The sequence below is a fragment of the Paraburkholderia unamae genome, from assembly GCF_003268775.1.
Classification (GTDB): Bacteria; Pseudomonadota; Gammaproteobacteria; order Burkholderiales; family Burkholderiaceae; genus Paraburkholderia; species Paraburkholderia unamae.
Window position 1 is genome coordinate 25,443 of the sequence record NZ_QLSU01000044.1, and the last position, 11,159, is coordinate 36,601.

At 64.6% G+C, this 11,159-nt stretch carries 9 protein-coding genes; 5 read left to right on the forward strand and 4 right to left on the reverse strand.

What is annotated here, in order from left to right; genetic code table 11:
* The first annotated feature begins 299 nt into the window (after positions 1-299).
* Both C7401_RS40615 and galU read left to right on the forward strand, forming a co-directional pair.
* On the forward strand, positions 300-3,167 hold the full coding sequence (locus C7401_RS40615; RefSeq protein WP_112177695.1) for a valine--tRNA ligase: 2,868 nt from the start codon (positions 300-302) through the stop codon (positions 3,165-3,167).
* Between the two features lie 106 nt (positions 3,168-3,273).
* A complete protein-coding gene (gene galU / locus C7401_RS40620) occupies positions 3,274-4,155 on the forward strand; it encodes a UTP--glucose-1-phosphate uridylyltransferase GalU (RefSeq protein ID WP_112177696.1) in 882 nt (293 codons plus the stop codon).
* A 101-nt stretch (positions 4,156-4,256) separates the two neighbouring features.
* Here the strand turns inward: galU and C7401_RS40625 are convergent, their stop codons facing one another.
* The 4 genes from C7401_RS40625 to C7401_RS40640 form a co-directional block, all read right to left on the reverse strand.
* Positions 4,257-4,484: a sulfurtransferase TusA family protein gene (locus C7401_RS40625; protein WP_112177735.1), complete on the reverse strand. Its 228-nt coding sequence runs from the start codon at positions 4,482-4,484 to the stop codon at positions 4,257-4,259.
* A 118-nt stretch (positions 4,485-4,602) separates the two neighbouring features.
* Positions 4,603-5,658 (reverse strand): Gfo/Idh/MocA family oxidoreductase, encoded by a 1,056-nt coding sequence (locus C7401_RS40630; RefSeq protein ID WP_112177697.1) that lies wholly within the window; start codon positions 5,656-5,658, stop codon positions 4,603-4,605.
* A 47-nt stretch (positions 5,659-5,705) separates the two neighbouring features.
* Positions 5,706-6,728, reverse strand: coding sequence for an inositol 2-dehydrogenase (gene iolG / locus C7401_RS40635; protein WP_112177698.1), 1,023 nt, complete (start codon positions 6,726-6,728; stop codon positions 5,706-5,708).
* On the reverse strand, positions 6,721-7,611 hold the full coding sequence (locus C7401_RS40640; RefSeq protein WP_112177699.1) for a MurR/RpiR family transcriptional regulator: 891 nt from the start codon (positions 7,609-7,611) through the stop codon (positions 6,721-6,723). The genes iolG and C7401_RS40640 overlap by 8 nt, the downstream gene beginning before the upstream one ends.
* A gap of 268 nt (positions 7,612-7,879) precedes the next feature.
* Here C7401_RS40640 and C7401_RS40645 point away from each other — a divergent pair, with 268 nt between their 5' ends.
* The 3 genes from C7401_RS40645 to C7401_RS40655 all read left to right on the forward strand — a co-directional run bounded on the left by C7401_RS40645 (position 7,880) and on the right by C7401_RS40655 (position 11,127).
* On the forward strand, positions 7,880-8,941 hold the full coding sequence (locus C7401_RS40645; RefSeq protein WP_112177700.1) for a sugar ABC transporter substrate-binding protein: 1,062 nt from the start codon (positions 7,880-7,882) through the stop codon (positions 8,939-8,941).
* A 187-nt stretch (positions 8,942-9,128) separates the two neighbouring features.
* On the forward strand, positions 9,129-10,292 hold the full coding sequence (locus C7401_RS40650) for an ABC transporter permease (RefSeq protein WP_112177701.1): 1,164 nt from the start codon (positions 9,129-9,131) through the stop codon (positions 10,290-10,292).
* 13 nt (positions 10,293-10,305) lie between these two features.
* On the forward strand, positions 10,306-11,127 hold the full coding sequence (locus tag C7401_RS40655) for an ATP-binding cassette domain-containing protein (protein WP_112177702.1): 822 nt from the start codon (positions 10,306-10,308) through the stop codon (positions 11,125-11,127).
* The last annotated feature ends 32 nt before the right edge of the window (positions 11,128-11,159 follow it).

The following is an 11,159-nucleotide window of genomic DNA, read 5'->3' on the forward strand; positions in this document are numbered from 1 at the left end:
TGAAAGGGAGCGTGACGCTGGGGCGGGACCCCAGTGACGTGGCGCGCGGCAAAGGCGCGCCGTTGAATGGCAGACCGCCATTATAAGTGCGCGCGCACACGGCGGCTTGCGCGCTCCGGGCATGCCGCGAACGCAGCGCGGACCCGGCCTCGCGCGAGCGCACGATGTCCCGCGCAGCACGCCGGGTCGCGCCTCACCCGGTCCTCATGCGCGCCTTACATCGGCTGACGCGTCGGCTCCTACACCACTTCCCCTTATAATCGAACGTTTCCGCATCCTTTTTTCGGCAGATTCCACCCATGAGCGACAGCACGCTAGCGAAAAGCTTCGAGCCCCAGACTATCGAGGCCCAGTGGGGCCCCGAATGGGAGCGTCGAGGCTACGCCGCCGCGACCTTCGAGCCCGGCCGCAACAACTTCTCGATCCAGTTGCCGCCGCCCAACGTCACCGGCACGCTGCACATGGGGCACGCGTTCAACCAGACGATCATGGACGGCCTCGCGCGCTACCACCGCATGCTCGGCGACAACACGCTGTGGGTGCCGGGCACCGACCACGCGGGTATCGCCACGCAGATCGTGGTCGAGCGTCAGCTCGACGCGCAGAAGCTCTCGCGCCATGATCTCGGCCGCAAGAAGTTCGTCGAACGCGTGTGGGAATGGAAGCAGAAGTCGGGCTCGACCATCACCGGTCAGGTGCGCCGCCTTGGCGCCTCGATCGACTGGTCGCGCGAATACTTCACGATGGACGACAAGATGTCGGCCGCCGTGCGCGACGTGTTCGTGACCCTCTATGAACAGGGCCTGATCTACCGCGGCAAGCGCCTCGTGAACTGGGACCCGGTGCTGCTCACCGCCGTCTCGGACCTCGAAGTGGCGAGCGAAGAAGAAAACGGCAACCTGTGGCACCTGCGCTACCCGCTCGCGGACGGCTCGGGCCACCTCACGGTCGCGACCACGCGCCCGGAAACCATGCTCGGCGACACGGCCGTGATGGTCCACCCGGAAGACGAGCGCTATGCGCACCTGATCGGCAAGACCGTGAAGCTGCCGCTCGCGGACCGCGAGATCCCCATCATCGCCGACGACTACGTGGACCGCGAGTTCGGCACGGGCGTCGTGAAGGTCACGCCCGCGCACGACTTCAACGACTACCAGGTGGGCCTGCGCCACGGCCTGCCGATGATCGAGATCCTCACGCTCGACGCGAAGATCAACGACAACGCGCCCGAGAAGTATCGCGGCCTCGACCGCTTCGAAGCACGCAAGCACGTGGTCGCCGACTTCGAGGCGCTCGGCCTGCTGGACTCGGTGCAGCCGCACAAGCTGATGGTGCCGCGCGGCGACCGCACGGGCGTGGTGATCGAGCCGATGCTCACGGACCAGTGGTTCGTGGCCATGACGAAGCCCGCGCCCGAAGGCACCTTCAACCCCGGCAAGTCGATCACCGAAACCTCGCTCGACGTGGTGCGCAACGGCCAGATCAAGTTCGTGCCGGAAAACTGGAGCACGACCTACTACCAGTGGCTCGAGAACATCCAGGACTGGTGCATCTCGCGCCAGCTCTGGTGGGGCCACCAGATCCCGGCGTGGTACGGCGAAAACGGCGAGATCTTCGTCGCGAAGAGCGAAGAAGACGCACGCGCGCAGGCCGAAGCCAAGGGCTACACCGGCGCATTGAAGCGCGACGAAGACGTGCTCGACACGTGGTTCTCGTCGGCGCTCGTGCCGTTCTCGTCGCTCGGCTGGCCGGAGCAGACGCCCGAACTGAAGGCCTTCCTGCCCTCCTCCGTGCTCGTGACGGGCTTCGACATCATCTTCTTCTGGGTGGCGCGCATGGTCATGATGACCACGCACTTCACCGGCAAGGTGCCGTTCGAGACGGTGTACGTGCACGGCCTCGTGCGCGACGCCGAAGGCCAGAAGATGTCGAAGAGCAAGGGCAACACGCTCGACCCGATCGACATCGTCGACGGCATCGACCTCGAAACGCTGGTGGCCAAGCGCACCACGGGCCTCATGAACCCGAAGCAGGCCGCGACCATCGAAAAGAAGACGCGCAAGGAGTTCCCGGAAGGCATCGCCGCCTTCGGCACCGATGCGCTGCGCTTCACGATGGCTTCGATGGCCACGCTCGGCCGCAACGTGAACTTCGACCTCGCGCGCTGCGAGGGCTATCGCAACTTCTGCAACAAGCTGTGGAACGCCACGCGCTTCGTGCTGATGAACTGCGAAGGCCACGACTGCGGCTTCAGCAAGCCGGGCGCATGCCAGCCGGGCGATTGCGGCCCCGGCGGCTACACGGACTTCTCGCAGGCCGACCGCTGGATCGTTTCGCTCCTGCAACGCGTGGAAGCCGACGTCGCGAAGGGCTTTGCGGACTATCGCTTCGACAACGTTGCCAACGCCATATACAAGTTCGTCTGGGACGAATACTGTGACTGGTATCTGGAACTGGCGAAGGTGCAGATCCAGACGGGTACGCCCGAGCAGCAGCGCGCCACGCGCCGCACGCTGCTGCGCGTGCTGGAAACGGTGCTGCGCCTCGCGCATCCGGTGATTCCGTTCATCACCGAAGCGCTGTGGCAAAAGGTTGCGCCGCTCACCGACGCGTACCCCGAAGGCGCCGCGGAAGGCGAGGCATCGATCATGATGCAGCGTTACCCGGTGTCGGATGCGAAGAAAATCGACGAAGCCGCGGAACAGTGGACCGCCGACCTGAAGGCCGTGATCGACGCGTGCCGCAACCTGCGTGGCGAGATGGGCCTCTCGCCCGCCACGAAGGTGCCGCTGCTCGTGACGGGCAACGCTGAGCGCCTCGCGTCGTTCGCGCCCTATGCGCAAGCGCTCGCGAAGCTTTCGGAGGTCCAGATCATCGCCGACGAAGCCGCACTCGACGCCGCCTCGGCAGGCGCGCCGGTTGCTATCGTTGGGACGGACAAGCTGGTGCTGAAGGTGGAGATCGACGTCGCGGCCGAACGCGAACGCCTTTCGAAGGAAATCACCCGACTCACCAATGAGGTGACGAAGTGCAAGGCCAAGCTGGGAAATGACAGTTTTGTAGCAAAAGCGCCGCCGGCAGTCGTTGAGCAGGAGCAGAAAAGACTGGCAGAATACCAGGCAACGCTGGAGAAGCTGGCCGCGCAACTCGCGCGGTTGCCAGCCTGAGTTGCCGCTTCCAGCCATCGGCACACAAGGCTGAAACGCATGGCGCCGCACCCGCGGCGTCGTGCGAGCTCCACAGCACCAGAGCACCACGACAGGGACTAAAGACATGCTGAAAGTGACAAAAGCGGTATTCCCGGTAGCGGGCCTAGGCACGCGCTTCCTTCCGGCCACGAAGGCAAGCCCGAAGGAAATGCTGCCTGTCGTCGACAAGCCGCTCATCCAGTACGCGGTCGAAGAAGCCGTGGCCGCAGGCATCACCGAAATGATCTTCGTGACCGGGCGCAGCAAGCGTGCGATCGAGGACCATTTCGACAAGTCGTACGAGATCGAGGCCGAACTCGAAGCGCGCGGCAAGGAGAAGCTGCTCGAACTGGTGCGCAACATCAAGCCGAACAACGTCGACTGCTTCTACGTGCGCCAGCCCGAAGCGCTGGGCCTCGGCCACGCTGTGCTGTGCGCGGAAAAGCTCGTGGGCGACAACCCGTTCGCCGTGATTCTCGCGGACGACCTGCTCTACGGCACCCCGCCCGTCATGCAGCAGATGGTCGAGGTGTTCGATCACTACCACAGCTCGGTGCTGGGCGTGGAAGAGATCCCGCCCTCGGAAACGCGCTCGTACGGCATCGTCGACGGCAAGGAATGGGAAGACTCGATCGTCAAGCTCTCGGGCATCGTCGAAAAGCCGGCGCCCGAAGTCGCGCCGTCGAACCTGGGCGTGGTCGGCCGCTATGTGCTCAAGCCGCGCATTTTCGACCACCTGCGCTCGATCAAGCCGGGCGCGGGCGGCGAACTCCAGCTCACCGACGCCATCCAGTCGCTGCTCGCCGATGAACAAGTGCTCGCGTACAAGTACCACGGCACGCGCTTCGACTGCGGCAGCAAGCTCGGGTATCTGAAGGCGACGGTCGAATTCGCGCTGCGTCACCCGGAAGTCGGCGCCGATTTCGAAGAGTATCTGCGTACGCGCAAGCCGGTGCTGGAAGGCTAGGCGCCCCCGGCCAGGACGGCATCGCTGCGCTTCGCGCAAACAAAAATGGCCCGCATGAGTTTTCACACTCATGCGGGCCATTTTTCTATCGGCTGCGGCGTTTAGCGGCGGCGCATCAGAAACACGAACGTCTTGTCCTGCTGCGAGCTTTCCACGATCTCGTTGCCCGTTTGCCTGGCGAACGCGGCGAAATCGCGCTGCGAGCCGGGATCGGTCGCGAGGACCTTGAGAATCTGGCCGCTTTCCATGTCGGCGAGCGCCTTCTTGGCGCGCAGGATCGGCAGCGGGCAGTTCAGCCCGCGTGCATCCACTTCCTTGTGAACCTGAATCTGCATCGGGGTTGGATCCTTCGGTGGCGCACCGTCGCGGCGTGAGACGGCGCTGGCAATAGCGTCGATTTTACCGCAGCCACGCCAGACGCCGCTTGGCCTCCGATCACGGCACGGCTCACAGCGTGACCGCCGCCCCCGTGTGCAGCGATTCGCGCAGCGCCTGGCCGATGCGCGTGGCCTCCAGCGCGTCGTCCAGTGTCGCGCCAAGGCTCTCGTTTTCCGCGGCACCCGCCTTGCGCGCCGCGACTTCCGCGACGAACGCCTGCGCCTCGATCAGGAACGCCTCTTCGAAGCGGTCGAAGAACGTCGGCGTGCATTCGCTGCGCACGCCCGTCGCGTCATAGACATCGACGCGATTCGCGCGCGGGATGCGCCCGATCGCCAGCGCCCCCGCCGTGCCGATCACCTCGCTCGACGTATCGTTGCCGTGCGCCATTGTGCGCGAGGCGTAGAACATCGCAAGACGCCCGCCCTCGAATTCGCAGATCGCCACGCCGTTGTCCACGTCGCCCGCTTCGCGCAGGCCCTCGTGCAACGCGATCGCGCCCGCCGCATAGACGCGCGTCGCGCGCGGCTTGCCGAGCAGCCAGCGCGCGACGTCGATGTCGTGCACCGTGCAGTCGAGGAAGATGCCGCCCGAGGTGGGCGCGAAGCGCACGAAGAAGCCTTCGGGATCGTTCAGGTCGCAGGTCTGCGAGCGCACGAGAAAAGGCCTGCCGATCGCCCCGGCGTGCACTTTTGCATAGGCATCCTGATAACTCGGGTCGAAGCGGCGCATGAACCCGATGGTCACCTGCCTGTCGGGATGACGACGCGCCACATTCACGACGCGCTCGCATTCGGCCACGTCGAGCGAAAGCGGCTTTTCGCAGAACACGTGCTTGCCCGCTTCGAGCGCCTGCACGATCTGCCCGGCGTGCAGCGCCGAAGGTGTCACGAGCCACACCGCATCGACCGATTGATCCGCCAGCAGGTCGGCGTAATCGCCATACAGGCGCGCAGCGGGCAGCGCCTCGCGCGCCCACGCGAGATCCGCATCGAGCGGACTGCACGCCGCGGCGAGCGTCGCCCCCGGCACGCGATACGCCAGGTTCTGCGCATGCCGCCGCCCCAGCCTTCCGAGTCCCGCCACGCCCACGCGCAATGGCCGGGCACGATCGATTGCCTGCATCCTTGCTCTCCTCGCTTGATCTCAGCTTGATATGCGCCTGGTCCGGTTCAGTCGCCCAGCGTCACCACACGGCCCTCGCGCCACGACACCGAGGCGGCCTCGGCCAGTTCGAGCGCTTTCAGGCCGTCGGCAACCGAGGTGCGCACGGGCACGCCCTGCGTCACCGCTTCGTGGAAATGCGCCATCTCGCGCGCATATGCGGCGCGGTAACGTTCGAGAAAGAACGCCTCGGGCACGTCCTGCGCCACGGCAGTCTTCGACCACGCCACCACTTCGGTCGGCTTCATGTTGCCCGCCTGGAGCATGCCTTCGCTGCCGAGCACTTCGAAGCGCTGGTCGTAGCCATAGGCCGCGCGCCGCGCCGTGTTGATCTGGCATAGCCGGCCGCGCTTCGTGCGGATCGTCACCGCTGTCGAATCGATGTCGCCCGCATCGGCAATCGCGGGATCGGACAGGCAACTGCCCGTCGCGTGCACGCTCACCGCTTCATCGTCGAGTATCCAGCGGAAGATGTCGAAGTCGTGGATCAGCATGTCCTTGAAGATGCCGCCCGAGTGCTTGATGTATTCCACCGGCGGCGCGCCCGGATCGCGGCTCGTCACGATCAGCATTTCCGGCGTGCCGATCTCGCCCGCGTCGAGACGCGTCTTGAGCGCGGCGAAGGTCGGATCGTAGCGGCGCTGAAAGCCGATCATGGCGACCACGCCCGCGCGCTGCACCGCTTGCGCGCAGGCGCGGGCGCGCTCGATGGTCAGATCGACGGGCTTTTCGCAGAAGATATGCTTGCCCGCCGCAGCCGACTTGAGAATCAGTTCGGAGTGCGTATCGGTGCTGGAGCAGATTACCGTGGCGCCGATCGAGGCGTCGCCGAACGCCGCCTCCACGTCGGCGACCTGCGCACCGTGCTGCGCGGCGAGCGCGGCGGCGGCTTCGCGATTCACGTCGATCACGTACTTCAGGCGCACGCCCGGCTGGCGCGCGAGATTCGCCGCATGAATGCGGCCGATGCGCCCCGCGCCGAACACCGCCACATCCAACGTTTTCGCGGCTCCGCTTGCTGCACTAGTCATCGTATCCTCCGGTGTCGGTCGATTCTTCCACGTTGAGTTCGAGCCGGTACGCAAGCGCAATGAAGAGCGCCTGGCACAGGCAGAAGGTGCTGGTGAGCGAGCGGAACGCGAACGCGCTCCCCTCCTTCACATAGAGTTGCGCGTTCGCGTGGCGCGCGAGCGGCGAAAGCTGGCTGTCGGTGATGACGATGGTTTTGGCGTGATGCTGCTGTGCCACGCGCAGGCAGTACTGCGTTTCCTTGCCGTACGGCGCGAAGCTGATGGCGATCACCACGTCGCCCTTTTTCACGCTGCGAATCTGCTCGTGGTACATGCCGCCCAGACCCGAGACGAGATGCACGCGCTTTCTCGTGTGCTGGAGCGCGTACACGATATAGCTCGCCACCGGAAACGAGCGGCGCACGCCGATCACGTAGATGTTGTCCGCCTGCTCCAGCATCTTCACGGCTTCGTCGAACTGCGCGCCGTCGAGGCCCGCTTCGAGTTCGTCGAGGCCGCTGCGGCACGCGCCGATGAATTCGCGCGCCACGGCGCCGCCCAATTCGGGGCTCGCCTCGCCTTCCTTGGCGTCGATCAGTTGCCGAATGCGCTGCTGGTAGCTCGTGGCCGAGGCGCCCTGCCCCGCATAGGCCTGCCGGAACACGGCCTGGAGATCGGAAAAGCCCGAGAAGCCGAAGCGCTGCGCGAAGCGCACCACCGCCGACGGATGCACGCCGCAACTCGCCGCGATGTCGCTCGTGCGATCCATCATCACGCTCGCGCGGTGCTGCTCGATGTAGGTTGCGATGCTTTTCAGCTGACGCGGCAACGCCTCGTAATCCTGCGCGATGCGCTGCATCAATTCGTCTACGCCCGCTACGGCGTCGGTTGTGTCATCCGCCATGATTGTTTTCCTTGGCTATTTGTCGCACTGCCGCAAAGCCTTGCCTGGCCTCGATTCCACGGCATGCCGACGGAGCCGATTATAGGCAGCGTCACACACGAATGGAACAGATTTTCCATTTTTATTTGCAATGAAATTTTCGTTGCAAGTCGCGAGGCGATGTCCTACTCTTGTCGATGAGCGAGGCAGCAAACGCAGCGCTTCGCGACACAGCGCGGCTGCGACGCTCACCCCAAGAACGAACGACAGACCGAGAAAGGTGGAGACAATGACTCAACGCAAGGGCAAGACCATGCTCCGAAGGTTGGCCGCAGCGCTCGCGCTGGCAGCGGGACTGACAGGTGCGAGCGTCCTGGCCGCGCAAACGGCGCAAGCCGCCGACGCGCATTTCGTGCTCATCAGCCACGCGCCCGATTCCGACTCGTGGTGGAACACGATCAAGAACGCCATCAAGCAGGCCGACGAAGACTGGAACGTCGAGACCGACTACCGCAATCCGCCCAACGGCGACATCGCCGACATGTCGCGTCTGATCGAACAGGCCGCCGCGCGCAACTACGACGGCGTGATCGTCACCATTGCCGACTACGACGTGCTCAAGAGTTCCATCGGCAAGGTCACGGAAAAGAAGATCCCGCTCGTCACCATCAACTCGGGCACCGAGGAGCAGAGCGCGAAACTCGGCGCGATCATGCACGTCGGCCAGCCTGAATATGTAGCGGGCAAGGCCGCGGGCGAAAAGGCCAAAGCGGCGGGCGTGAAGTCCTTCCTGTGCGTGAATCACTTCGCCACCAACGCCGTGTCGTTCGAACGCTGCCGCGGCTTTGCCGATGCGCTCGGCGTGGACTACAAGTCCTCCACGATCGACTCCGGCCAGGACCCGACCGAAATCCAGTCGAAGGTGAGCGCGTATCTGCGCAACCACCCGAACACGGGCGCCATTCTCACGCTCGGCCCGGTGCCGGCGGCGGCCGCGCTCAAGGCGGTCGAACAGATGGGCCTCGCCGGCAAGATCTACTTCTGCACGTTCGACTTCTCGGACGACATCGCGAAGGCGATCCGCGCGGGCACCATCCAGTTCGCGATCGACCAGCAGCCGTACTTGCAGGGCTATATCCCCGTGGCCGTGCTCGCGATCGTGAAGAAGGAGCACACCACGGACCCGCAGAAGATCCGCCAGATTCTCGAAGCGAATCCGAAGTTCAAGCAGCGCCTCGAAACCTATGGCCTGCAACCGTCGTACGGTCCCAAGAATATCCGCTCGGGCCCGGGTTTCATCACCAAGGAAAATCTCGACAAGGTCGTGAAGTACGCAGGTCAGTACCGCTAAGCGTTTTTCGTCAGCCACGCGCGGCGGCGGCTAGCATCTTCCGATGCCCATCGCCTCTCGCCAGCCTCGCCGCGCGCCATTCACCGTGTTGCTTCTACTGCAAGGCAGTCGCTTGCAGGGGATGCGCTCGGGTATTTGAGCCAAAGCAGGTGCAACTGCGCCTCATACGGCCGAAACAGGAGACATCATGGGTGTAGCCGGCAAACACTTCCCCTCGCACGCACCGGAGAGCGGCGCGCAAGACGCGCCCACGCCGCAACCGGGCTCAAGCGACGAACGCGTGCGCCGCGAATCGTGGTTCGGCCATCTGCTCGGCCGCCCCGAATTCGCCGCGATTTCCGGCACCGTGCTCGTATTCGCCGTGTTCGCGATCGGCGCGGGCGGCTCGGGCATGTTCGATCTCGACGGCGTGATGAACTGGTCCCAGGTCGCCGCCTACCTCGGCATCCTGAGCGTCGGTGCGTGCCTGCTCATGATCGCGGGCGAGTTCGACCTCTCCATCGGCTCGATGATCGGCTTCGCCGGCATGATGGTGGCGATCCCCACGATGTACTTCCACTGGCCCATCGCGCTGTCCATTCTGTTCGCGTTCGTGGGCTGCACCGCGCTCGGCGCGCTGAACGGCTACCTCGTGATGCGCACGCGGCTGCCCTCTTTCATCGTCACGCTCGCGTTTCTGTTCATCCTGCGCGGCCTGACCCTCGCGCTCTCGATCATGTTCGCCGACCGCACCATCGTCTCGGGCGTGGGCGACGTGGCCAAGGCCGACTTCATCACCAACCTGCTGTTTCACGGCACCGCGTTCAAGGGTCTGTTCGTGGCGCTCGCGCATATCGGCATCGGCAAGATGCTCGACAACGGCCAGCCGCTCGTGCCGGGCGTGCCGAAGGTGATTCTGTGGTGGCTCGCGCTCGTGGCAATCGGTGCGTTCACGCTCGCCAAGACGCGCTACGGCAACTGGATCCTCGCCGTGGGCGGCGACTCCAACGCCGCGAAAAACGTGGGCGTGCCCGTGAAACGCGTGAAGATCTCGCTCTTCATGCTCACCGCGTTCTGCTCGTGCCTCTTTGCCGTGCTGCAAGTGTGCGACATCGGTTCGGCCGCCGCCGACCGCGGTCTTCAGAAGGAGTTCGAAGCCATCATCGCCGCGGTGATCGGCGGCACGCTGCTCACGGGCGGGTATGGCTCGGTGATTGGCGCCGCGTTCGGCGCGCTCATCTTCGGCGTCGTGCAGATCGGCATCACCTACACGAATATCGATTCGGACTGGTTCCGCGTGTTCCTCGGCGTGATGCTGCTCATTGCCGTGCTCTTCAATCACTATGTGCGCCGCCGCGTCGCGCAATCGTAAGCCGGAGGCTCAAATGTCCGATACCCAGAACACCGCCGGCAATACCGAAATCGGCGACACGATTCTCGCGCTCGAAAACGTCAGCAAGTACTTCGGCAAAGTGATTGCCCTGAACGGCGTGACGCTGCGCCTGAGGCGTGGCGAGGTGCACTGCCTGCTCGGCGACAACGGCGCGGGCAAGTCCACGCTCATCAAGACGCTTGCCGGCGTGCATCAGCCCACCTCCGGCCAGTATTTCGTGGACGGCAAGCCCGTGGCGTTCGATTCGCCGAAAGACGCGCTCGACCTCGGCATCGCCACCGTCTATCAGGATCTCGCGCTCGTGCCGCTGCTCTCGGTCGCGCGCAACTTCTTCATGGGCCGCGAGCCGCAGAAGAAGCTGTTCGGCTTCATCAACGTGATGGATCTCGATACGAGCGCATCGGTCGCCAAGAATCGCCTCGCGGAGATGGGCATCAATGTGCGCGACCCGCACCAGGCGATCGGCACGATGTCGGGCGGCGAGAAGCAGTGCCTCGCCATCGCACGCGCGATTCACTTCGGGGCGCGCGTGCTGATTCTCGACGAGCCCACCGCCGCACTCGGCGTGAAGCAGAGCTTCAACGTGCTCAAGCTGATTCACGCGGCGCGCGCGAAAGGCATTTCGGTGATCTTCATCACCCACAACGTGCACCACGCCTACCCCATCGGCGACTCGTTCACGCTGCTCAATCGCGGCAAGTCGCTCGGCACCTACACGAAGGACACGATCAGCAAGAACGAAGTGCTCGACATGATGGCGGGCGGCGCGGAGATGCAGAAGATGATCGCCGAGCTCGACGGCGCGACTATCTGAGCACGACTGCACGGCACAGAACTCACCAGGAA

Bases quoted from the DNA above. Each gene is read 5' to 3' on its own strand.
- C7401_RS40615 (WP_112177695.1), top strand. From the start codon at position 300: ATGAGCGACAGCACGCTAGCGAAAAGCTTCGAGCCCCAGACTATCGAG.
- galU (WP_112177696.1), top strand. From the start codon at position 3,274: ATGCTGAAAGTGACAAAAGCGGTATTCCCGGTAGCGGGCCTAGGCACG.
- C7401_RS40630 (WP_112177697.1), bottom strand. From the start codon at position 5,658: ATGCAGGCAATCGATCGTGCCCGGCCATTGCGCGTGGGCGTGGCGGGA.
- iolG (WP_112177698.1), bottom strand. From the start codon at position 6,728: ATGACTAGTGCAGCAAGCGGAGCCGCGAAAACGTTGGATGTGGCGGTG.
- C7401_RS40640 (WP_112177699.1), bottom strand. From the start codon at position 7,611: ATGGCGGATGACACAACCGACGCCGTAGCGGGCGTAGACGAATTGATG.
- C7401_RS40645 (WP_112177700.1), top strand. From the start codon at position 7,880: ATGACTCAACGCAAGGGCAAGACCATGCTCCGAAGGTTGGCCGCAGCG.
- C7401_RS40650 (WP_112177701.1), top strand. From the start codon at position 9,129: ATGGGTGTAGCCGGCAAACACTTCCCCTCGCACGCACCGGAGAGCGGC.
- C7401_RS40655 (WP_112177702.1), top strand. From the start codon at position 10,306: ATGTCCGATACCCAGAACACCGCCGGCAATACCGAAATCGGCGACACG.